Raw genomic sequence first — 23,348 nt, 5'->3', positions numbered from 1 at the left:
GGCGGACGCCGGCCTGTTCCGGCGCGAAATTGGCGCAGTCGCGCCGCTCGTCGCACCGCCGCGAGTACCCCCGGCACGCACGCCGCCCTCGCCGGTACCCACGCAAACCTGGCTCGACGAAGAAGCTGTGCTCCATGAGGCGATCTCAGACGAGTTCGATCCCGAAGTCCTGCTCGAAACGGACGAAACGCTTTCCTACTGCCGGCCCGGCATCAGCCAGGAGGTGGTGCGCAAGCTCAGGCGCGGCGCGTGGATCGTGCAGGCGCAACTGGACCTGCATGGGATGCGGCGCGAAGAGGCGCGTGAAGCGCTGGCCGAATTTATCCGCGAATCCAGCAAGCGTGGCCTGCGTTGCTTGCGGGTGATTCACGGCAAGGGGCTGGGGTCGATCGGCAAGGAACCGGTGCTCAAAGGCAAGGTGCGCGCATGGCTCGTCCAGAAGGCGGAGGTGATCGCGTTCTGTCAGGCGCGCCCGCATGACGGTGGCGCGGGTGCCGTACTGGTTCTGTTGCAGCCGGTCGCGCAGCCCGCTCACCCTAAAACCTGACGGGGTCGCATTGATTCATCCGAGACTGACCGTAGCGCTGTCCATCATGGAGGCGCTGGCTATTTTTGCCTACGCCATTTCTGGGCTTATCGAAGCGCGTACGCGTCGGCTCGATGCAGTGGGCGCCTTCCTCGTCGCGATGGCCACCGCTTTTGGTGGCGGGACCGTGCGTGACGTGCTGCTCGAACGACGCCCGTTCTACTGGGTTGAACATCAGGTCTACGTGATTGCGATCTTCGCGATGTCCCTTTTCGCGCCCGCGCTGCTCAAGATGACCTCGCGATTGCTATCCGAACGCGTGTTGCTGGTGGCCGATGCAGTGGGGCTGGGGTTGTTCAGCATCTCCGGCACATCGATGGCGCTCGATGCACAGATGCCATGGTTCACAGCGGTGATGATCGGCGTACTCGCAGGGGTATTTGGCGGCGTGATCCGGGATGTGCTGTGCAACGAAGTGCCCTTGATTCTCCGCGATTCGCGGCCCTACGCCACGTGCGCGTTTGTTGGATGCTGGCTATATCTGCTGCTGGATTACGTCAAGGTTGACACGATTTACAGTGTGTTGATTGCGACCGGCTTCATCCTGTTCGCGCGGCTCGTGACGTTCAAGTTCGATGTCCGCTTGCCGCATTGAGCGCAGACGCTGCCGGGAGGCAAGCGGCGGTGTTCATCTCCACAGCGTGTAAACTGCTGACTTTTTGACTCTGGTGGTATGGTGCAAGTCCCCCAGCGCACCGCGCTCAGCGGTCCAGCGCTCATTCGCTTACTTGCGCGCCTGACGGCTCTCGACGTTCCTGAATCCAGCCAGTCGATCTCCGACCGGCTGAGCCAGTGGCTCGGCTGGACCGACGCCATCGGGTTATCCACGGCGCTGAACGGTAATCCGCCGCTAAGCGGCGCGGGCGCCGGCGCGCGGGCCGTCAGCAATGCGGAGGAGAAAGAATGCGTGCGGGTGCGCAGTTCATTGGCGAGCGCCATTGTCCGCGATGGCACGTTGGCTCCGACCCGGCAACGCAAGCCCGTGCGGGCACCTCAGGACGGCGCTGACGTAGAGGCGCCGGCCGACTATGCGGTTTTCCGTCAGAGCTATCTCTCTTTGCAGCAGGGCATGGAGACGGGCATCGCTAGTCTGCGCAGTCGTCTGCGCGCCATGCTGGCCGCAAGAACGCCCGCCATGGCCCGGCTCGCCGTCGTGGATGCCGTGATGGAGCGCTCGTTGAGTCCGCGCGAGCGCAACCTGCTTGCTGCCGTACCGGACTTGCTCGCGGGTCACTTCGATCGCTTGCGCGAGGCGGAGCGAGCGGCGCGGGCCCATGCTGATGCCAGCGGGGATGCTCCCGCAGTCAAACCCGGCGCATGGCTGGACGTGTTTCGCAAGGATATGCAGAGCGTGTTGCTCGCCGAACTGGATGTTCGTTTTCAACCGGCCGAAGGGTTGCTCGCCGCCCTTCGCGCTAGCTAAGTAGGACCCCATGTCCAGCAAAATTGTTAATACCATTGTGTTTTTGGCTGGCCTCGCCGCTGTCTGCTGGATCGGCGCCGGTTACGTTGGCTCGAATCCGCTCGCTCTATGCGTCACACTGCTGATCGGCGCCTGCTATCTGGCGGGTGCGCTGGAGCTGCAACGCTACAACCAGGCCACCAGCAGCCTGACCGGCGCCGTCACGGACCTGTCGGTGACACCGCCCAATCTGGGTGCCTGGCTCGACGCATTGCATCCGAGCTTGCGCCATCCGGTGCGCCTGCGCATCGAGGGCGAGCGCGTCGCCCTGCCGGGGCCCGCGCTGACGCCGTATCTGGTCGGCCTACTTGTTTTATTGGGAATGCTGGGCACACTGCTCGGCATGGTCGCGACCCTGCGAGGCACCGGCCTCGCGCTCGAAAGCGCAACCGACCTGCAGGCGATCCGCGACTCGCTGGCCGCGCCGGTCAAGGGCCTCGGATTTGCCTTCGGCACCTCCATTGCAGGCGTGGCTACCTCCGCCATGTTGGGGCTGCTTTCCGCGTTGTGCCGGCGCGAGCGGTTGATCGCTGCGCAGACACTCGACACGAAAGCCGCGACGACCTTGCGTCGTTACTCGCAAGCTCATCAGCGGGAAGAGAGCTTCAAGACTCTGCAACGTCAGGCCGAATTGATGCCGACGCTGGTGGACCGCTTGCAGGCGATGATGGCAACCATCGAACAACAAAACCTGAAGCTGTGCGACCGGCAGATTGCCAATCAGGACGCCTTTCACAGCAAGACTGAAGCCACCTACACACGTCTGGCTGCCTCTGTTGAACAGTCGTTGAAGGCGAGCGTCGCGGAAAGCGCTCGCACGGCTGGCGCGGCGCTGCAGCCAGTCATGGAAGCAACGCTCGCGGGTCTCGCCCGCGAGACAGCCGCGATGCACGAGACCGTCACGCACGCCGTTCAGCGTCAACTGGATGGCCTGTCCAGCGGGTTCGAGTCAACCACCACGACCGTGGCGGGACTGTGGAACAAGGCTTTGACGAACCACGAGCAATCGGGCGAGAAGCTGGTGCAGCATCTGCGTACTGCGCTTGACCAGTTCACCACCACCTTCGAAGAGCGCTCGGCCGGCCTGTTGGATAACGTCGCGACACGGCTGGACGCCACTGCGGGCAGCGTGTCGGACGCGTGGAAAGAGGCATTGTCGCGGCAGGAAGGTGTCACCGAAAAACTCGCAGCGCGCAACCACGAGGCGCTTGCGGAAGCCTCTGCGACCTTCGAGCGACATTCGACATCGCTGCTCCGTGCCGTCAGCCAGTCGCACGCGGATCTCCAGACTGAGTTGGCATCAGGCGACCAACGACGCCTCGCGGCATGGACTGAGACGCTTGGTGCCATGGCCGCAACCTTGAACCAGCAGTGGGAACAATCGGGCACGCGCACCGCGAGCCAGCAACAAGCGATCTGCGACACGCTTGAGCAAACCGCACGCGATATCTCGGCGCAAACGCAAGCTCATGCAACTGAGACGATCGCGGAGATTGCGCGGCTCGTGCAGGCCGCCTCCGAGGCCCCGAAGGCCGCGGCCGAGGTCGTTGCCGAACTGCGCCAGAAGCTCTCGGATAGCATGGTCCGCGACACCGTGATGCTGGAAGAGCGCAGCCGCCTGCTGGCGACGCTGGAAACGCTGCTCGACGCGGTCAACCATGCGTCGACCGAGCAGCGTACCGCCGTCGAGGCACTGGTCGCTACATCTGCTGATCTGCTGGATCGCGTCAGCACCCGCTTCACCGACAAGGTCGAGCACGAAACGGACAAGCTGGGCGCCATCGCCGCCCAGGTGACGGGAAGCGCTGTCGAGGTGGCCAGCCTCGGTGAAGCGTTCGGCGCAGCTGTGCATCTGTTCGGCGCGTCGAATGACAAACTGGTAGTCCACCTGACCCGCATCGAAGCTGCCCTGGACAAATCACTCACCCGCAGTGACGAGCAGCTCGCCTATTACGTCGCGCAGGCACGGGAAGTAATCGACCTGAGCATGATGTCGCAGAAGCAGATTGTCGAGGACCTGCAATTGATCGCGAGCCAGCGCACGTCTGCCGGAGTCGAGGCGGCATGAGCGAGGAAATCGATGGCGGCGTAGAAACGACGGCGCCCATCTGGCCCGTCTTTGCCGATCTGATGTCGGTGCTGCTCGGCGCCTTCGTGCTGATTCTGGTGTGCGTCATTGGCGTGCAACTGGAACTGTCGAGCCGGCTGGATCACGAGGTCAAGCAGCGGCAGATCGAAGCGCAGCGGCGCAAGACCTTGGAGCAGGCATTGGCAGGCCCGCTCGCTGCGGGCCGCGTGACGCTGGTCAATGGGCGCATCGGCATTAGCGGCAGCGTGTTGTTCGCGCTGAACTCCGATCAATTGCAGCCCGAGGGCCGTGAAGTGCTGAAGAGCCTGGCCGGGCCTTTGTCGGAATATCTGAAGGCACGCGACCAGATCCTGATGGTGAGCGGCTTTACCGACGACCGGCAAGTGCGAGACGGCAACCACCGCTTCGCCGACAACTGGGAACTGTCGGCGCAACGCGCGTTGACGGTGACGCGTGCGTTGATCGACGACGGTGTGCCGACCACTTCAGTGTTCGCGGCTGCATTCGGCTCTGGGCAGCCGGTCAGCTCGAATACTGACGACGCCGGGCGGGCGAAGAACCGGCGCGTGGAGATCGCGGCAATGCCGAGGCCTTCGAGCGCGACGGGCAAAGCCCCCGGCAACGCTTCAGGTGACGGCCCGTGACGCATGGCGAAACACCCACCGCCCGTGCCACGCTCGACGCATGGCGCGAGCAAGGCAGCGATCGGCTTGATCCTGTGCGCTTTCATTTCATCGCGGCGCTGGAGCGCCGGGCCGCTGGTCACAGCGGCGAAGCGCGGCGTCTGCTGAACAACAGAGTGGGCGAACTCATCGAAGCCTATGCAGCGGATCTGGAGAGCGCCGCATCCAACGCGCGTGATGCCGCCGCGCCGGTCGCGCCGGGCGAGGAGCCCGCGCGAAGCGGGCTGGCCGGGTTGAATGACTACCGTGCAACCCACGCTTTAGCGGCACCGGCAGCGGTGGGACGCCACGCGTCCTATCCAGAACTCGAGATGCTCGAATACTTCAGGCTGGTATGGTCCAAGGTCCGGACGCAGAAGCAGTTGCGGCAGTCGTTGGAGCAGGTGCCAGGCAACGCCGGTCCGTTGAATTCGAGCAGCCTCGTGCATCGTTCGCTTTCACTCATGCGCGAACTGTCGCCGGGGTATCTGCAGCAGTTCCTGTCCTACATGGACACGCTCTCGTGGATGGAGCAGATCACCGGCGGCGGCACTTCGGCGGAAAAGGATTCGCCACGTGCGGGAAACGGCACCGCAAAGAAAAGCGCACGCGGCAAATCACGCTAGCACCTTGGGCCTAAGCCTCACCGCGCGGACCAGCGCATCGCTTCCATCGCGACCACTCAAGCAAAAAGCCCCATGCGTCTCACAACGCATGGGGCTTTTCTACGTCTTCGTTCAACTACCGCAATGACGCTTAGGCAATCCGCTCTTCGTTAGACGGATCGAACAGCACCGCCTTCGACACATCGAACAGCAGCGTCATGTTCGTCAACGGTTGCGGATTCGAAGCCGGGTGCACGCGGCTCACCACACGCTTGCCATTGACCTGGGCGAACACCAAGGTATCCGGCCCGGTCGGCTCGATCACGTCAACCTTCACTTCGATCGGCTGCAATTGCGCATCGTCCACGTTGTGCGCGCTACGGGCATCCGTGATCCGTTCCGGGCGCAGACCCAGAATCACTTCCTTGCCCACTTGACCCTTCACCTTGGCCGACGTGAACGGCAGGTTCAGCACGCCGCGCTTGACGCCAGTGTCGATCTCGACACCCACGCCCGAGCCCTGCTCAACCAGCTTGCCCTGAATGAAGTTCATCGGCGGCGCGCCAATGAAGCCTGCCACGAACAGGTTGGACGGCGAATCATAGATGTCCTGCGGCGCGCCGAACTGCTGGACGACACCGTCCTTCATCACGGCGATCCGGTCACCCAGCGTCATGGCTTCGATCTGATCGTGCGTCACGTAGACGATCGTCGTGCCAAGGCGCTGATGCAGCAGCTTGATTTCCGAACGCATTTCGATCCGCAACTTCGCGTCCAGGTTCGACAAAGGCTCATCGAACAGGAACATCACCGGATCGCGCGCCAGTGCACGGCCCATTGCCACACGCTGACGCTGACCGCCCGACAGTTGCCCCGGCTTGCGATCGAGCAAATGCTGGATCTGCAGCATGCTCGACACGCGATCGACGATCTGCGCCTGCTCGGGCTTCGGCACCTTGCGGATACCGAGACCAAACGAAATATTTTCGCGTACCGTCATTGACGGATACAGCGCGTACGACTGAAACACCATTGCAATATCGCGATCTTTCGGCGACAGGTTGTTTACCATCTTGCCGTCGATCTGGATCTCGCCCTTCGTCACGGTCTCAAGACCCGCAATCATGTTGAGCAGCGTCGACTTACCGCAGCCCGAGCCGCCCACCAGAATCAGGAACTGACCGTCTTCGATGTCGATATTGACACCCTTCAGGACCGGCACCCCGTTCGGGTAGGTCTTGTACACGTCACGGATGGAAAGGCTTGCCATGCTGTGAATCCTCTTGTCTCTGATACAGCTTCAGGTGCGTCGCACTAGGCGGCACAGGCCAGATGCCGGTTCGCACCGCAGCGGCCACGTGGCGCGCTGCGGCACTCGTTTTGGGTTAGCCCTTCACTGCGCCCGCCGTCAGGCCGCGCACAAAGTAACGGCCGGCGATGATGTACACGAGCAACGTAGGCAGTGCGGCGATGATGGCCCCTGCCATGTCGACGTTGTATTCCTTCACACCGGTCGACGTATTCACCAGGTTGTTCAGCGCCACCGTGATCGGCATCGAATCAACGCCCGAGAACACGATACCGAACAGGAAGTCATTCCAGATCTGCGTGAATTGCCAGATCAGGCAGACCATGAAAATCGGCAACGACACCGGCAGCAGAATCTTCGAAAAGATCAGGAAGAAGCCTGCACCGTCGATACGCGCCGCCTTCACCAGTTCAGCCGGAATACTGACGTAGAAGTTGCGGAAGAACATCGTCGTGAACGCAATCCCGTACACCACGTGCACCAGCACCAGGCCGGCCACCGTGTTCGACAGACCCATGAAGCCTTCGAAACGCGCCATCGGCAACAGGATGGCCTGGAACGGGATAAAGCAGCCCACCAGCAGCATCGTGAAGAGGATGTCCGCGCCACGGAAGCGCCAGTGCGTGAGCACGTAGCCGTTAAACGCGCCGATGATCGACGAGATGAGCACGGCCGGAATCACCATGCGCACGGAGTTCATGAAGAACGGCTCCATGCCGTCGCAACGCACACCGGTACAGGCCTGGCTCCATGCCTTGATCCACGGCGCGAAGGTCGGGTGCGACGGCGGCGTCAGCAGGTTGCCGGTGCGCAACTGGTCGATGTCCTTGAATGACGTGGACAACATCACATACAACGGGAACAGGAAGTACAACGCAAACAGAATCAGCGCCGCATAAATGACGGCACGGCTGATCGTCATCTTAGGCTGCATTACGCGTGCTCCTCGATTCCATATACATCAGCGGCACGAGCACGGCCACGACGGTCGCAAGCATCATCATCGACGATGCAGCGCCGACGCCCAGTTGCCCGCGGTTAAACGAAAACGTGTACATGAACATCGCCGGCAGCGACGACGAGGTACCCGGGCCACCCGCCGTCAACGCGACGACAAGGTCAAAGGTCTTGATGGTGATGTGGCAGAGAATCAGCAGCACCGAGAAGAACACCGGACGCATGCTCGGAATCACGATCTTGCGGTAGATGGTGGGCAAGGCTGCGCCATCCATTTGTGCCGCCTTGAAGATTTCTGCATCCACGCCGCGCAGACCCGCCAGGAACAGTGCCATCACGAACCCGGTGGATTGCCACACTGCCGCGATCACGATACAGAAAATGGCGCGATCCGGATTGTCCAGCCAGTCGAACTGGAAGCTCGTCCAGCCCCAGTCGTGCAGCACCTTTTGCATGCCGAGGTTCGGATTGAGAATCCACTGCCATGCTGTGCCGGTCACGATGAACGACAGTGCCATCGGATACAGAAACACCGCGCGCAAAGCACCTTCGTTGCGGATCTGCTGATCGAGCAGGATGGCAAGGAAGAGGCCGAGACCCACGCAGATTGCGATGAACGGAATGCCGAACCAGCCGAGATTAGCGGCCGAGGTCCACCAGACATCGTTATCGAACAGCTCCCGATAGCGATCGAAGCCGACAAAATCATAGCGAGGCATCAGTCGCGAATCCGACAGCGACAGATAACCGGTAATAGCGATAAAGCCGTAAACGAAGACCAGGCTGATCGCGACGCTGGGAGCAAGCACCAGCTTCGGAATCATGCGGTCGGCGAGCGCCGCCATCGGCGACGTGCGGCGGGTCACGGAGGCCGTGGATTTCCCGTTTCCGCTAAGAGAAGCAGTCACTACTCGACTCCTGAAACTGTGCCGTCCTGTACTGCGCAGCCAACACGCAACGTATGCAACAGAGGACCGGCCTTGGCTGTGACTCTGGGTATTTCTTCATGCTTGAAGCGCCCGGTTGCGCGTGGAGTCGCAACCGGGCGCCCTGCTACCTTGCTTACTTCGTCTTCGCTGCCTTCGCGAGCGCTTCAACTGCGCTCTTCGAATCTTGCGTCGAGTTCATGAACTTCGTGACGACGTCGGTGATTGCACCAGCCGTTGCATCCGGCTGAGCCATACCGTGTGCCAGCGACGGAACATAACCGCCAGCCTTGATGGCCGTCTGTTCATCCGCGTACGACTGCTTGCCGCAAGCGTCGAACTTGTCCATGTTCACGCCCAGACGAACCGGAATCGAACCCTTGTACAGGCTGAACTGCTCCTGGAAGTCCGGGCTCATGATCGTCTTGGCCAGCGCCAATTGGCCAGCTGTTGCCTCCTTCGCGCCCTTCTGCTGGAAGAACACGAACGAGTCGACGTTAAACGTGTAGGCCTTCGAGGTGCCCGGCACCGGTGCGCAGATATAGTCCGTACCCGGCTGCTTGTTCGCGTTTGCGAACTCGCCCTTCGCCCAGTCGCCCATGAACTGCATGCCGGCCTTGCCGTTGATGACCATTGCCGTAGCCAGGTTCCAGTCGCGGCCAGTACGGCCGTTGTCCATGTACGACTCGATCTTGCGGACCGTGTCGAACACGCCGACCATCTGCTGCGACGTCAGGGTCTTCTGGTCGAGGTCAACCAGCGCCTTCTTGTAGAAGTCAGCGCCTTGCGACAGCACCACGTCTTCCCACAGCGTCAGGTCTTGCCACGGTTGACCGCCAGCAGCAACCGGCTGGATGCCGGCAGCCTTCAGCTTGTCAGCGAGGGCGAAGAATTCCGGCCACGTTGCAGGCGGTTGTGCGCCAACCTTGTCGAGCGCTGCCTTGTTGATCCAGATCCAGTTCACGCGGTGCACCGAGAACGGCGCTGCCACATAGTGACCGTCAGCGTGCATGATCTTGTCGATCTGCGGCGGCAGGTTCTTCTTCCAGTCACCCGCGACCGAGTCGATCGGAACCAGCACGCCCTGCTCTGCCCATTCCTGGATCAGCGGACCCTTGATCTGCGCTGCGCTCGGCGCGTTGCCCGAGATCACTTGCGTCTTGAGTGCCGTCATGGCAGCCGCACCTGCGCCGCCTGCAACCGCGAAGTCCTTCCAGGTGTACCCCTGCTTCTGCATGTCGTCTTTCAGCACGCCGACGGCTTTCGATTCGCCGCCTGACGTCCACCAGTGCAGCACTTCGATCGACTCGGCTGCCTGAACTGCCGACATGCCACACATCAGACCTGCGGCGCACAAAGCGCCCATGATCGCGCGAAATTTCATTGCTTATCTCCTCCAGACACCTGAACAAAAAACGAATGGCCCCTGATTCTCCAGGGTGCTGTGGTTGGTTCAAACAGGCAAAACACTGGGCGATCGAGCCTCGGGCAAGCGCATGCGCATGCATGGGCCGGCGAGCCGACTTTCGGCCGCTGGAAGCTCAGAAGATGAGTGATTCGGGATGCAACTGACTGTCTCCTCTTTTGATTTTTGCCTGCCCGCGTCGCGCGCGGCAGATTCGAGGTTACCCACACGTTAACCCTGACACCCGCGCTGCCGCATGCTACCCAGCGAACCCGCTGGCACGTGCAAAAACGTAATGTCCATTAACATGCAGGGGGCGCCTGCCGATTCGGGAAAACGCGCATCTCGCCTACCGCCGCACGCTTTTTTCATCGAATTAGCGCTACCTCTTGATTTGGATTGTAGTTAAACTACAATTCAGTGTCAAAAAAAATTTTATCGGACTACGGTCGCCAGGAGCGGCCCCTGCACATCGACGGAGACACATGTTTACCGACTCAAGTTTCACCTTCGTTCTCTTCGGCGGAACCGGCGATCTATCGATGCGCAAGATCCTGCCGGCACTGTTTGAAGCACACCGTGCGGGCATGCTGGCGGAAAGCGGCAAAATCGTGGCGGTGGCGCGGCATGCCGAAGATCGCGCTGGCTACATTGAGTGGGTCAACGAACACGTCAAGTCGCATGTCTCGAAGAACGGTCTCGACGAGGCCGCATGGGCGAGCTTTCTCGAACGCATCCAGTATGTGAAGCTGGACCTGGGCAAACCCGAAGACTTCGCGTTGCTGCGCGACGCCGTGAATCCCCTGCCGGGCATCCGGGTGTTCTATCTGGCCACGGGTCCGTCGCTGTTCGTGCCGATTTGCCGCGCGCTGGCTGCGGTTGGCCTGAACACCAATTCGCGCATCGTGCTGGAGAAGCCGCTCGGCTACGACCTGAAGTCGTCCAACGCGATCAACGACTCTGTGGGCGAAATCTTCGCCGAAGAACAGATCTACCGCATCGACCACTACCTCGGTAAAGAGCCGGTGCAGAACCTGCTCGCGCTGCGCTTTGGCAATGCGCTGTTCGAACCGCTGTGGCGGCGCGAATGGGTGGAAAGCATCCAGATCACGATTGCCGAAGAGCTTGGCGTCGAAGCGCGCGGCGACTTCTACGACAACACGGGCGCGCTGCGCGACATGGTGCAGAACCATTTGCTGCAACTGCTTTCCATCGTGGCGATGGAGCCGCCCCACTCGATGGACTCGGACTCGGTGCGCGACGAAAAGCTGCGCGTGCTGCGCGCACTCAAGCCCATCGACCCACGCGATATCGGCAAGGTCGCGGTGCGCGGCCAGTATCACTCGGGCGGGATCCGCGGCACCGCGGTACCGGCTTATGCCTCCGAATCGGGCGTCAAGCCGGACAGCACGACTGAGACCTTCGTCGCGCTGAAAGTCGAAATCGAAAACTGGCGCTGGGCCGGCGTGCCGTTCTTCCTGCGCACCGGCAAGCGCCTCGCCGACCGCGTGGCGGAAATCGTCGTGAATTTCCGCGCAGTGCCACACTCGGCACTCGGGCCGACCGCCTTGCGCCCGGGCTCGAACCGGCTCGTAATCCGGCTGCAGCCCAACGAAATGATTCGTCTGTATTGCCTCGCCAAGCAGCCCGGCGAAGGCATGAACCTGTCCAGCGTCCACCTCGACCTCGCGTTCGACCAGTTCTTCCGCGAAGGCCAGATGGAGGCCTATCAGCGCCTGTTGCTCGACGTGATCAATGGCCGTCTTGCCTTGTTTGTGCGCCGCGACGAGCAGGAAGCGGCATGGCGCTGGGTTGAACCGATCCTGAATGACTGGGCGGCAAGCAACAAACCGCCCAAGCCGTATGCAGCGGGCACGTGGGGGCCGGCGGCCTCCAGCGCAATGCTTGCGCAGCACGGCACCTGCTGGCTCGAAGAAGAAAACTGAAGGGCGGCGGCGCAGCGCGACTGAAAGATCACGCTGCCTCGCTGTCTGTATGACCTCACCGATGAGTTGAACGGGGTGGCGCCATTACGATGGCAAGGGTGGCAACGACGGCGGCAGGGCTTCGGTCCGGCCAGCGGCCATTACCACGTGTTAGGGCCTATCCCGCAGACCCAACAAAAAAGCAGTCCGGAGGAGATGTGATCGAGCTACACGCTTTCGACGACCAACGCGCCCAATCTGACGCGCTGGCGAAAGCGGTGGGCGACGCTTTACATGCGTCGCTTGCCGCACAGGCAACCGCGTCTGCTACTAGCGCGGCTCAGGCCACCCTCGCAGTGTCGGGCGGCACCAGTCCGCGACCGTTCCTGCAAACGTTGTCCACTCAACCGTTCGACTGGTCGCGCATTGCCGTGACGCTGGTCGACGACCGCTGGGTTCCCGAATCCGACAACGCCAGCAACTCGCGCCTCGCGCATGAGACGTTGCTGCAGAATGCCGCGCAGGCCGCCGCGTTCTGGCCACTGGTCGACACCAGCCAGACGCTGGACGCGCACGTTGCCGCGCTGAACGCCGATGCGCGCCGCAAGATACCGGACGTCGCCGTACTCGGCATGGGCGAGGACGGCCATACGGCGTCGATCTTTGCGGATTCGCCGGAGTGGGACTTCGCCATCAGCACACCCGAGCGCTTTGTCGCCGTGCATCCTGGCAGCGCGCCGCATGCGCGCGTGAGCTGGTCGATGTCCGCGCTCAAGCAAGTGGGCCATCTGTTTCTGTTGATTGCAGGACCGCGCAAGCTGGACGTGCTGAACGCCGCCGCCGCTGCGCCACAAAAAAATGCCATCTCAAAGCTGGCAAACGACAAGGGAGTGAGACTCGATGTCTACTGGTGTGAAAAGTAACGCTGTCCCAGGTGCGGGCCAGCACGCCGACGGACCGCGGCTGTTGGCCGACATCGGCGGCACCAATGCGCGCTTTGCGCTGGAGACGGGACCGGGCGAGATCGGCCAGGTACAGGTGTATCCCTGCGCCGACTATCCTGGCGTCGCCGAAGTCATCAAGAAGTACCTGAAAGATACAAAGATTGGCCGCGTGAACCACGCGGCAATTGCGATTGCGAACCCGGTCGATGGCGACCAGGTGAGCATGACCAACCACGACTGGACCTTTTCGATTGAAGCCACACGCCGCGCGCTGGGCTTCGACACGCTGCTGGTAGTCAACGACTTTACGGCGCTGGCGATGGCGCTGCCCGGCCTCACTGACTCGCAACGCGTCCAGGTGGGCGGCGGCACGCGCCGACCGAACAGCGTAATTGGCCTGCTTGGCCCGGGCACGGGTCTCGGCGTTTCGGGCCTGATTCCCGCTGACGACCGCTGGATTGCGCTTGGCAGCGAAGGCGGCCACGCCACCTTCGCACCGGCCGATGAGCGCGAAGACCTGGTGCTGCAATATGCGCGCAAGAAGTGGTCGCATGTGTCGTTCGAGCGCGTGTGCGCAGGCCCCGGCGTTGAAGTCATTTACCGTGCGCTCGCGGCGCGCGACAAGAAGCGCGTGCCGGCCAACTTCGACACCCAGGAAGTCGTCAAGCGTGCGCTCGACGGCGAGCCGCTGGCGGTGGAGTCTGTCGATGTGTTCTGCGGGATTCTGGGCACATTCGCGGGCAATATCGCGGTGACGCTGGGGTCGTTGGGCGGCATCTACATTGGCGGCGGCGTGGTGCCGCGGCTGGGCGAGTTCTTCGAGCGTTCGTCGTTCCGCAAGCGCTTCGAGGCGAAGGGCCGTTTCGAGGCATACCTGCAGAACGTGCCGACCTACGTGATTACCGCAGAGTACCCGGCGTTCCTTGGCGTCTCGGCGATTCTGGCAGAGCAACTGTCGAACCGTGCGGGCGGCAGTTCGTCGGCGGTGTTCGAGCGGATCCGTCAAATGCGTGACGCGCTGACGCCCGCCGAGCGCCGCGTCGCGGATCTGGCGCTGAACCATCCGCGTTCTATCATCAACGATCCGATCGTCGACATTGCGCGCAAGGCCGACGTTAGCCAGCCAACTGTGATCCGCTTTTGCCGGTCGCTTGGCTGCCAGGGATTATCCGATTTCAAGCTGAAACTGGCGACTGGGCTGACGGGAACGATACCGGTGAGCCACAGCCAGGTGCACCTGGGCGACACGGCGACCGACTTCGGCGCGAAGGTGCTCGACAATACGATTTCGGCGATTCTGCAGTTGCGCGAGCATCTGAATTTCGAGCATGTGGAGCGGGCGATTGACCTGTTGAATGGCGCGCGCCGGATTGAGTTTTACGGGCTCGGCAATTCGAACATTGTTGCGCAGGATGCGCACTACAAGTTCTTCCGGTTTGGCATTCCTACGATTGCTTATGGTGATCTGTATATGCAGGCTGCGTCTGCTGCGCTGCTTGGCAAAGGTGATGTGATCGTTGCTGTGTCGAAGTCAGGACGTGCGCCTGAGTTGCTGCGCGTGCTGGACGTGGCGATGCAAGCCGGGGCGCAGGTGATTGCAATTACGTCGAGCAATACGCCGCTGGCGAAGCGCGCGACTGTCGCGTTGGAGACTGATCACATTGAGATTCGTGAGTCACAGCTTTCTATGATTTCGCGGATTCTGCATTTGGTGATGATTGATATTTTGGCTGTGGGGGTTGCTATTCGGCGCGCCATGCCTAATGAAGAAGTCACTGAGGCTGTTTCCAAGGTGCGGCGCGGTGCGGATGATGATGCCACTGCTGTGCTTGACTGGCTTAGTCATGGGGCGGCTTCTTCGGCTGCTGATTAAAGGTTTGAGTTTTTGCTCTGCGAGCGCTGGGTCCTTTTTGGGGCTCGGCGCTTTTTTGGTTTTTGGGTTTCGGTTTTGGTTTCGGTTTTGTGGTTTGGGTTTTTGCTCGCTGCGCGGGTTATGTTTTGTTTGTTATCCTAAGGTTTGTTGGTTTTTGCTTGCTTTCTTATCGGTCTGTTTGTGGTGCGCTATTTTGGTTGCCTTGGGGCGTTGGCCTTTCCTTGTTTTCTTATTGGTTCATTAGCGATGCCCCTGTGCGGGGCAGCACTCACTTTCTTTGCGGCCGCAAAGAAAGTGAGCAAAGAAAGCGGCTCACACCGCCAGCTTGTAGGTGTCCACCTCTGCCCTGAAACCGGAGCGGTCCGAGACGAGACGGTCTCTCGCAATACGCGCGTTAGTGACAAGGCAGTCATCCGCTCCAGCGTCGCGCTGCGCGCCCCGCCGACGGGCATAACACCTTCTGTCAGGTTCGCGGGACACTCAGCGGTGCCTCGGCCTGGCCTTAACATCCAGACCGCGGGCATTCCCGGCTTTCGCTGGCAAACCTCTCCGCGACGCACGAAGTGCGGAGTGGGATGAATGAGCCCTTTGTCACCAAGCTGGGATATGCGGGGACGGGTCTTGTCTTCGGACCACTAACGAGACTGCGCGACGCGCCGAGAGCAAAAACACCTTAACCAATTGCCCCCGGCACAGCCCGCCCATGCCAACGAGCGACCAACACCTTCCCTACATAACAAAGCACCCCAGCAACGCCAATAGTAAGCCCCATCCCCTTAGGAGAGGCCCCCTGCCAAACCCCAACAGCAACGCTGGAAAGCGCCCCCAATGCCAATTGGACAGCCCCAAAAACCGCTGCAGCCGCGCCAGCATTATGTGGATACCGATGCATCAAATCCGTCGTGCAGTTAGCCGACAGTAACCCAACAACACCAACCACAAAAAACAACCCGGCAACGATCGACCACAACCCACCCCATCCCGTCAAACACACCAACGAGACAAACAGGGAAGCCAAACAACTGACCGTCGCCGAAAAAGAAATGATAGGCAACGACCCCAGGCGCCCAATCAACCGCGTATTCGCAAAGTTGCCAAGCATGATCCCAACAATGTTCAGCCCAAACAAAAACCCGTAGTGCTGCGCTGAAACGTGAAAGTACTCGATGTACACAAACGGCGTCGCCGTGATATACGCAAACATCGAGGCAAATGCCATCCCACCGCACAGCATGTGCCCCCACGCCACCGGGTCGCGCAGCAACTTGCCGTATGCCGCGAACGATTGCAGTACCGCCGAGTGCTTGCGCTTTTCTGGCGGCCAGGTCTCCGGAACCCGAAGGTAAGCCGTCACCGCGCACACCGTGCCAAACAGCGTCAGCGCCACGAACACCACTCGCCAGCCGCCCAGCAACAACAATTGACCGCCAATCAGCGGTGCCAGTAACGGGCCGATCGACGTCACGATCGACAGCATCGACAACACCCTGGCTGCATCGGTCGGCTCGTGCGCGTCGCGCGCAATCGCTCTCGCCAGCACCGACGCTGCCCCCGCGCCGAGCGCCTGCACGAAACGAAACGTCACCAGCGATCCAATCGAAAACGACAGCCCGCAAGCAATGCTCGCCAGCGCGTACATGATGATGCCGCCCAGCAGCACCGGGCGACGGCCAAACGAATCGGACAGCGGACCATACAGCAACATCCCGACCGAAAAGCCCAGCATGAAGCTCGTGAGCGTGGTCTGCGCTGCACTGGTCGTGACCATGAAGGCCTGGGCGATCGAAGGCAGACTCGGCAGGTACATATCGATCGAAATCGGCCCACACGCGGCCAGCGCGCCAAGCAACAAAATCAGCCGGCCATCGGGCCGGCGACTGGTGACATAAGACATGGGAATCCGAATGAAGCAGCCCATTCGCCTATGCGTCGGGCCGCGGAAAACATTGAAAACTGCTGCGTGAATAATCGCAATTGTACGCGAGCGCTAACAGTGGAGACCGCCTCGCCGTCGGCCAGCACGCCTCCCTCCTACGCCGCAAGACATCACGGCGGTCGAGCTATCATTCGGTTAAGCTGCCGCTTTGTGCCTCAACCAGGCTCTACCCTAGCTCTACCCTAGCGCTACTAAAGGCTATACCTAAGCCTCCGCCAGCCCAACATGACCGCCTTCCTGCTGATCTGGAGCCCCAAGAAATGGCCGTGGCCTGAGTTGCCCGACGTCGCGAAACGGGTCGCCGTCGGTGAAGCCGTCACGGATGTCTGGGGTTGCGGGGTCGCCCGCAGCATTCTGCCGGGCGACCGCGTGTTCCTGCACCGCGTCGCGCTGGAACCCCGAGGCATATTCGGCTCCGGGTATGTCACGCGCGCCCCTTACGAAGTGCCGGACATCAATAGCAAGCGGGGCTACCGTCTGTGCATCGACTTCGTCTACGACTGGCTGGTCGACGCGCATCAAGAAGTCGTAGTCAGCCGCGACGCGTTGCGCATCCATCCATTCTCGGTGCAGACCTGGGACGCCCAATCGTCCGGAACATCGATAAAACCGGTGGCAGAGGGCGCACGAGAGAAACGCTGGGCCGAACTAACCGGCAAGCGCAAGCCGCCGAAGCTCGACGGACCGTCCGGGCCCACCCGCTCCAGCAAGGTTTCCGCTCACGCAGCGGCGCTTGCAACAGGTAAGCCGACCGCAAAGCAGGCCACGAGGCGCACCAGGTAGCCGGCGCCCTGCCCCCGCCCCGGGCCGACTGCCCGCGACTCCGGTACAATTTCAGGTAACAATTCGGCCGCCGCGTTGCGGGTGAACCGCCGGATGGCGCACGATCAAGCTCTATCCGCCGCTTTTCACCGGCCATCGCCCGTCTAGCCCGTCGGTCGCCCGTATCGCGCGCCTCTGTGCGTCCCTATCAGGCAGGTCCACCGTCCATGTCCAGCAACTCCAGAAACGAAGCACTCTTCGAACGCGCCCAGCGCACCATCCCCGGCGGAGTCAACTCGCCGGTACGCGCTTTCCGTTCGGTTGGCGGCACGCCCCGCTTCATCGAACGCGCTCAAGGCGCCTGGTTCTGGGACGCCGATGGTCAGCGCTACATCGACTACATCGGCTCCTGGGGCCCGATGATCCTCGGCCACGTCCACCCCGAAGTGCTCGAAGCGGTGCAGCGCGTGCTGGTCAACGGCTTCTCGTTCGGCGCACCGACCGAATCTGAAGTGGAAATCGCCGAGGAAATCTGCAAGCTGGTGCCGTCAATCGAGCAGGTCCGCATGGTGTCGAGCGGCACCGAAGCCACCATGAGCGCGCTGCGGCTCGCGCGCGGCTTCACGAACCGCAGCCGCATCGTCAAGTTCGAAGGCTGCTATCACGGCCACGCTGACAGCCTGCTCGTGAAAGCCGGCTCGGGTCTGCTGACCTTCGGCAACCCAACCTCGGCGGGCGTGCCGGCGGATATCGCCAAGCACACCACCGTCCTCGAATACAACAACGTCGCCGCGCTCGAAGAAGCGTTCAAGGCCTTCGGCAACGAAATCGCTTCGGTGATCGTCGAACCGGTCGCGGGCAACATGAACCTGGTGCGCGCCACGCCCGAATTCCTGCAGGCGCTACGGCGCCTGTGCACGGAATACGGCGCCGTGCTGATTTTCGACGAGGTCATGTGCGGCTTCCGGGTCGCGCTCGGCGGCGCGCAACAGGTCTACGGCATCACGCCGGACCTCACCTGCCTCGGCAAGGTGATTGGCGGCGGCATGCCGGCGGCGGCCTTCGGCGGCCGACGCGACATCATGGCTCACCTCGCGCCTCTCGGCGGGGTCTATCAGGCCGGCACGTTGTCGGGCAATCCGATTGCGGTCGCAGCCGGCCTCAAGACCTTGCAACTGATCCAGGCGCCGGGCTTTTACGACACGCTCGCCGCACGCACGACCCGTCTCGCGCACGGTCTTACGGCCGCGGCCCGCGAAGCAAAGGTGCCATTCGCGGCTGACGCGCTCGGCGGTATGTTTGGGCTCTACTTCGCGGACAAGATCCCCACGAGCTTTGCCGAAGTCACGAAGAGCGACGTGCCGCGCTTTAACGCCTTCTTTCACAAGATGCTGGACGCGGGCGTGTACTTCGCACCGTCCGCGTATGAAGCGGGCTTTGTATCGATCGCGCATGATGACGCCATTATCGACGCGACCATCGACGCAGCGCGCGGTGCCTTCGCAACGCTTGCTGCCTGAAAGCAGGCTTCGCGACCACCCGCAACCGCAGCATTAAACCGCACTTCGTACTTCGCACTTAACGGACGCCGATGTTCTCGCAAACCGATTTCGTCCATATGGAACGCGCGCTCGCTCTCGCGAAGCGCGGCATGTACACGACTGATCCGAACCCGCGCGTCGGTTGCGTGCTGGTCAAGAACGGCGAAGTGATTGGCGAAGGCTTCACGCAGCCGGCCGGGCAAGACCACGCGGAAGTGCGGGCGCTCAAAGATGCCCGCTCGCGCGGTCACGATCTGCGCGGCGCTACCGCCTACGTCACGCTTGAACCCTGCAGTCACTTCGGCCGCACGCCGCCGTGCGCCAACGCGCTGATCGACGCGCAAGTCGAGCGAGTGGTCGCGGCCATGGAAGACCCCAATCCACAAGTTTCAGGAAGGGGCCTGAGGATGCTGCGTGACGCCGGCATCGAAGTACGGTGCGGCCTGCTCGCTCATGAAGCGTACGAGCTGAACATCGGCTTCGTTTCGCGTATGACACGTGGCCGGCCCTGGGTGCGCATGAAGGTCGCGGCGTCACTGGACGGCCGCACGGGCTTACCCTCAGGCGAAAGTCAGTGGATCACCGGTGAGGCCGCCCGGGCCGACGGCCATGCCTGGCGGGCTCGCGCATCGGCGATTTTGACGGGCATCGGCACGGTTAAGGAAGACGATCCGCGCATGACCGTACGCGCGGTCGATACGCCACGCCAGCCGCAGCGCGTGCTGATCGACAGCCAGCTCGACGTGCCGCCCACCGCACAGATTCTGGCGGGCGCCCCGACTCTGATCTTCTGCGGCAACCTCGATGAACGGCACGCCGAGCGCGCAGCAGCATTGCGCGAGCGCGGCGCGGAACTCGTGCAGCTTGCCAACCCGGACGGCAAGGTCGATCTGCCGGCTATGCTGAAAGTGCTCGGCGAACGCCAGGTCAACGAACTGCATGTCGAAGCCGGCTACAAGCTGAACGGCTCGCTGCTGCGCGAAGGCTGCGTCGACGAATTGCTGGTCTATCTCGCGCCAAGTCTTCTCGGCACGGATTCGATGAGCATGTTCAACCTCGTCGCGCCGGATACGTTAGAGGGCCGCGTCCGCCTGAATTTTCACTCGGTCGACCGGATCGGCGACGACGTGCGGATTCTGGCGCGGTTCGCGCCTCTCACTGAGTCCCACCCCGCTTCGAAATAAACAAGGAATCCACAATGTTTACCGGAATCGTCGCGGCGGTCGGCCGCATCGAAGCAGTCAAACCCCTCGGCAACGACGGAGACGCAGGCGTGCGCCTGAACGTCAACGCGGGTGGCCTCGATCTTGAAGACGTGCAACTCGGCGACAGCATCACGATCCAGGGCGCGTGCATGACCGTGGTCGCCAAAACGGCGCACTCGTTCGAAGTGGATGTTTCGCGTGAGAGTCTGAACTGCACCGTAGGACTTGGCGAGTCGGGCGATGTGAATCTCGAGAAGGCCTTGCGGGCACACGACCGGCTCGGCGGTCATATCGTCTCGGGCCACGTCGATGGTCTTGGCACGGTCACGCATTTCGCGCCGGTCGGTGAGTCACATGAGTTGCGCGTCCTCGCGCCGCGCGAAATTGGCCGCTACCTGGCGTACAAGGGCTCGATTACCGTCAACGGTGTGAGCCTGACGGTCAACTCGGTCAAGGATCGTGACGACGGCTGCGAATTCTCGATCAATCTGATTCCGCACACCGTCGAAGTGACCTCACTCAAGAACCTGCACGCGGGCGCGCAGGTGAATCTGGAGATTGATTTGATTGCGCGGTATGTGGAGCGGATGTTGTCGACGTCGCAAGATGCGGTTAAGTAACTGAAGAAATCGGACCCGTCTGCAAAGCACTTTCACACGCAGACGGGTCCATCGGCTGGACTCACAGCACAGAGCGGCTCGTCCATCGAGCGTGTCCGCCACATCCGCCAGCGGATCGTCTCTCTAAAGCCGGTTCGCCTGAGACATGGCTCCGGCGTCGCCATCAATGCCCGGCTGGCTTACTAGTCGAGATAGGCCACCTCACCGTGCAACACGTTATCGAGCCCGCTCTCCTCGGCTGCGGCGTGTACCTTGACCGGCGTAGCGCGATCGATCAGCCACAACATGGCCCAGGTGAACACGAACGCCCAGACGCCCGATACGGCTACCGCCGCGCACTGCTTGAAGAAAAAGTCGACACCTCCCAGTAACAGCCCATCGGCACCGTTCGGGTTCCACGCCTTCGACGCGAATACCCCTAGCAGAACCGTGCCGATCAAACCACCCACGCCATGCACGCCCCATACGTCGAGCGCATCGTCGAGGCCGAGCCGGTTTTTCAGGGCAACTGCGTAATAGCAGACCAGACCCGCGGCAATCCCAATGATCGAGGCCGTGCCAAGCGATACGTAACCGGCCGCGGGTGTAATCGTCGCCAGACCCGCCACCGAGCCTGTCAGCAAACCGATGAACTTCGGACGCCGGGTATTCAGCCATTCGATCACCAGCCAGGTCACCGCCGCAAACGATGCCGCGATATCCGTGTTGAGGAACGAGGAAGCCGTAATGGCATCGACGCGCAGTTCCGAGCCGGCATTGAATCCATACCAGCCGAACCACAGCAGACCCGTCCCTAACGCAATGAGCGGCACGTTATGGGGTTTGTGGGTCATCATGGTGCGGCGCCCCACGTAGAGCACGGAAGCCAGCGCCGCGAACCCTGCCGTGTTGTGCACCACGATACCGCCCGCATAGTCCAGCACGCCCCACTTCGCAAACAGGCCGTCTGGACTCCAGACCATGTGCACGAATGGAAAGTACACGAGCACAAGCCAACCGGTGAGGAACAGGAAGTAGGCCTTGAAGGTCACACGGTTGGTAAATGCGCCAGTGATCAGCGCCGGCGTGATGATGGCGAACATCATCTGATAGGCGACGTGAACCACGAGCGGGATCCCTGCGTCGTTACCCGTGTACATGGTCTGCAAGGTAATGCCGTGCAGGAACGCGTAGTAAGTCGGATCACCGATGATGCCGTGCCAGCTCGGCCCAAAGCACATGGAGTAGCCGAACGCAAACCAGAGCACGGTCGTCCATGCGAGCGAAATAAAGCTCTGCATCATGATCGAAAGCACGTTCTTGCGTTCAACCAGGCCGCCATAGAAGAAGGCGAGCCCTGGCGTCATCAACATGACCAGGCTCGCGCAGAGCAACATGAATGCAGTATTGCCAACATTGATTGGCATCGTTCCGGGAAGCACAGATCGTCTCCTTGATTGTCATGGCGATGGCTGACGGGACAATCGAGTGGGATCGAGGGTAGCCATTGCACTTATCGCCGCAGTGCGGTGCTGGCGAGCGCCTTCACGCTGCTGCGGCTGCCGAAAAGTATTCCGTGGCAGCGACAGGCGCAATACGCGCGAGCGATATAGTGGGGTTCACGCGATCGTTATGGCGACCGCCAGGCATGACGCCGACCCGCAGGTGAGCGGGTAAACCACAACGCGGAATTGAGCAGGCTAAAGCGTGTTGAAAGGTCGAATCGGCGCTTCGGGCCCAATCAGACAGGGGATTCGCTGGAGATTGCTGGGTGCGACTGGCGTCGGACCCAGGACCACTACTGCTCGGCGTAAATGATCGTCGCGACGAAGCCTGCCACGATCGCATCACGGCCCAATCTACGAAAATCCGCAAAGCGCTAGCATCCGATAACCCCCTCTATACGAACCAGAGACAGTGACCGCATGCCAGCTCAGGCAACTGGTCCGTTAGGACTTCTTCACTTCCTTGCTGGAAGGCGCTGGCTTCGCTGCCGGCGCAGGCGGCTTGCCCGCCATTGCGGCATGATTAACCGGCATGCCGCCTGGACGCCCTTCGGGACCATGCCCAGCAATGGCGTGATCCGGCAAGTGGCCGTCGTGATGCATCATGACCGTATGCAGTTGATCGCGGCGAGCGAAAATTTCATGGCGATGATCGCCATGCGCGTAGAAACGCCTGTGCCGCTGGCCGTCCGGTCCAATGTACCAGACAAAGGTGTCACCGCCGATGAAGACCACATCGCGATCGGCCACCGCCGCGATATACACGTCATTGGGCGCCGGCACATAGGCTTCCTCGACGATCACGGGCACAGGCGGGGGCGGTGGTGGCGGTGTCAATGCCCCCATGATCACCGCATTGACCTTGTCCGGGTCGACGACGAGGAGGCCCTGGTCATTGGTTGCACACCCCGCCAATGTGGCCACGCAGGCAATGCCTGCCAGCTGTGTAGCCAGCCGTTTTATGTTCATTTGCTAATCCGCTCTCTGGTTTTTTGAATTGACGCGGCAGTGTCGACTTGCATCCCCGGCGACGCTGCGCACGCCGGCTTAATGCAGG

Annotated in this window: 20 protein-coding genes; 13 read left to right on the top strand and 7 right to left on the bottom strand. The window is 61.6% G+C overall.

Going from position 1 to position 23,348, the window contains the following annotated elements; all coding sequences use genetic code 11:
- From WCA85_RS21660 to WCA85_RS21635, 6 genes are all read left to right on the top strand, one after another.
- The coding region (locus WCA85_RS21660; RefSeq protein ID WP_424066921.1) for a Smr/MutS family protein at window positions 1-547 on the top strand (547 nt) is incomplete at its 5' end.
- Between the two features lie 13 nt (window positions 548-560).
- On the top strand, window positions 561-1,181 hold the full coding sequence (locus WCA85_RS21655; protein WP_424066922.1) for a trimeric intracellular cation channel family protein: 621 nt from the start codon (window positions 561-563) through the stop codon (window positions 1,179-1,181).
- Window positions 1,182-1,259: 78 nt separating this feature from the next.
- A complete protein-coding gene (locus WCA85_RS21650) occupies window positions 1,260-2,009 on the top strand; it encodes a DUF3348 domain-containing protein (RefSeq protein WP_424066920.1) in 750 nt (249 codons plus the stop codon).
- Window positions 2,010-2,019: 10 nt separating this feature from the next.
- On the top strand, window positions 2,020-4,116 hold the full coding sequence (locus WCA85_RS21645; protein ID WP_424066919.1) for a DUF802 domain-containing protein: 2,097 nt from the start codon (window positions 2,020-2,022) through the stop codon (window positions 4,114-4,116).
- Window positions 4,113-4,781, top strand: coding sequence for an OmpA family protein (locus WCA85_RS21640; RefSeq protein ID WP_424066918.1), 669 nt, complete (start codon window positions 4,113-4,115; stop codon window positions 4,779-4,781). The genes WCA85_RS21645 and WCA85_RS21640 overlap by 4 nt, the downstream gene beginning before the upstream one ends.
- The gene (locus tag WCA85_RS21635; protein ID WP_424066917.1) at window positions 4,778-5,425 is read left to right on the top strand and encodes a DUF2894 domain-containing protein; all 648 of its coding nucleotides are present in this window, start codon (window positions 4,778-4,780) and stop codon (window positions 5,423-5,425) included. The genes WCA85_RS21640 and WCA85_RS21635 overlap by 4 nt, the downstream gene beginning before the upstream one ends.
- 130 nt (window positions 5,426-5,555) lie before the next feature.
- Here the strand turns inward: WCA85_RS21635 and WCA85_RS21630 are convergent, their stop codons facing one another.
- The 4 genes from WCA85_RS21630 to WCA85_RS21615 form a co-directional block, all read right to left on the bottom strand.
- Window positions 5,556-6,674 (bottom strand): ABC transporter ATP-binding protein, encoded by a 1,119-nt coding sequence (locus WCA85_RS21630; RefSeq protein WP_424066916.1) that lies wholly within the window; start codon window positions 6,672-6,674, stop codon window positions 5,556-5,558.
- 115 nt (window positions 6,675-6,789) lie between these two features.
- Window positions 6,790-7,647, bottom strand: coding sequence for a carbohydrate ABC transporter permease (locus tag WCA85_RS21625; RefSeq protein ID WP_424066915.1), 858 nt, complete (start codon window positions 7,645-7,647; stop codon window positions 6,790-6,792).
- Entirely contained in the window at window positions 7,637-8,578 is a 942-nt protein-coding gene (locus WCA85_RS21620) for a carbohydrate ABC transporter permease (RefSeq protein ID WP_424066914.1), read from the bottom strand. Before WCA85_RS21620 ends, WCA85_RS21625 begins: the two co-directional genes overlap by 11 nt.
- A gap of 154 nt (window positions 8,579-8,732) precedes the next feature.
- Window positions 8,733-9,980 (bottom strand): ABC transporter substrate-binding protein, encoded by a 1,248-nt coding sequence (locus tag WCA85_RS21615; protein ID WP_424066913.1) that lies wholly within the window; start codon window positions 9,978-9,980, stop codon window positions 8,733-8,735.
- Between the two features lie 506 nt (window positions 9,981-10,486).
- On the opposite strand from WCA85_RS21615, the gene zwf reads away from it, so the two are divergent.
- The 3 genes from zwf to WCA85_RS21600 all read left to right on the top strand — a co-directional run bounded on the left by zwf (window position 10,487) and on the right by WCA85_RS21600 (window position 14,743).
- The gene (gene zwf / locus WCA85_RS21610) at window positions 10,487-11,947 is read left to right on the top strand and encodes a glucose-6-phosphate dehydrogenase (protein WP_424066912.1); all 1,461 of its coding nucleotides are present in this window, start codon (window positions 10,487-10,489) and stop codon (window positions 11,945-11,947) included.
- 197 nt (window positions 11,948-12,144) lie between these two features.
- A complete protein-coding gene (gene pgl / locus WCA85_RS21605) occupies window positions 12,145-12,849 on the top strand; it encodes a 6-phosphogluconolactonase (protein ID WP_424066911.1) in 705 nt (234 codons plus the stop codon).
- Window positions 12,827-14,743, top strand: a complete 1,917-nt coding sequence (locus WCA85_RS21600) for a bifunctional transcriptional regulator/glucokinase (protein ID WP_424066910.1) — start codon at window positions 12,827-12,829, stop codon at window positions 14,741-14,743. Before pgl ends, WCA85_RS21600 begins: the two co-directional genes overlap by 23 nt.
- A 673-nt stretch (window positions 14,744-15,416) precedes the next feature.
- Here WCA85_RS21600 and WCA85_RS21595 read toward each other — a convergent pair.
- Window positions 15,417-16,637: a Bcr/CflA family multidrug efflux MFS transporter gene (locus WCA85_RS21595; RefSeq protein WP_424066909.1), complete on the bottom strand. Its 1,221-nt coding sequence runs from the start codon at window positions 16,635-16,637 to the stop codon at window positions 15,417-15,419.
- Between the two features lie 267 nt (window positions 16,638-16,904).
- Between WCA85_RS21595 and WCA85_RS21590 the strand changes: the two genes are divergently transcribed.
- The 4 genes from WCA85_RS21590 to WCA85_RS21575 all read left to right on the top strand — a co-directional run bounded on the left by WCA85_RS21590 (window position 16,905) and on the right by WCA85_RS21575 (window position 20,807).
- Window positions 16,905-17,462, top strand: coding sequence for a hypothetical protein (locus tag WCA85_RS21590; RefSeq protein WP_424066908.1), 558 nt, complete (start codon window positions 16,905-16,907; stop codon window positions 17,460-17,462).
- Window positions 17,463-17,668: 206 nt separating this feature from the next.
- A complete protein-coding gene (gene hemL, locus WCA85_RS21585; protein WP_424066907.1) occupies window positions 17,669-18,961 on the top strand; it encodes a glutamate-1-semialdehyde 2,1-aminomutase in 1,293 nt (430 codons plus the stop codon).
- Window positions 18,962-19,032: 71 nt separating this feature from the next.
- Window positions 19,033-20,166 (top strand): bifunctional diaminohydroxyphosphoribosylaminopyrimidine deaminase/5-amino-6-(5-phosphoribosylamino)uracil reductase RibD, encoded by a 1,134-nt coding sequence (ribD, locus tag WCA85_RS21580; RefSeq protein ID WP_424066906.1) that lies wholly within the window; start codon window positions 19,033-19,035, stop codon window positions 20,164-20,166.
- Between the two features lie 14 nt (window positions 20,167-20,180).
- A complete protein-coding gene (locus WCA85_RS21575) occupies window positions 20,181-20,807 on the top strand; it encodes a riboflavin synthase (protein ID WP_424066905.1) in 627 nt (208 codons plus the stop codon).
- Window positions 20,808-20,989: 182 nt separating this feature from the next.
- On the opposite strand, the gene WCA85_RS21570 is transcribed toward WCA85_RS21575, so the two are convergent.
- Together WCA85_RS21570 and WCA85_RS21565 are read right to left on the bottom strand one after the other, a co-directional pair.
- The gene (locus tag WCA85_RS21570; protein WP_424066904.1) at window positions 20,990-22,228 is read right to left on the bottom strand and encodes an ammonium transporter; all 1,239 of its coding nucleotides are present in this window, start codon (window positions 22,226-22,228) and stop codon (window positions 20,990-20,992) included.
- A 507-nt stretch (window positions 22,229-22,735) separates the two neighbouring features.
- Window positions 22,736-23,260, bottom strand: a complete 525-nt coding sequence (locus tag WCA85_RS21565) for a hypothetical protein (RefSeq protein WP_424066903.1) — start codon at window positions 23,258-23,260, stop codon at window positions 22,736-22,738.
- Window positions 23,261-23,348 lie beyond the last annotated feature (88 nt).

The organism is Paraburkholderia sp. (assembly GCF_049581445.1).
Lineage (GTDB): Bacteria > Pseudomonadota > Gammaproteobacteria > Burkholderiales > Burkholderiaceae > Paraburkholderia.
This window is presented reverse-complemented; position numbering and strand designations above follow the sequence as displayed.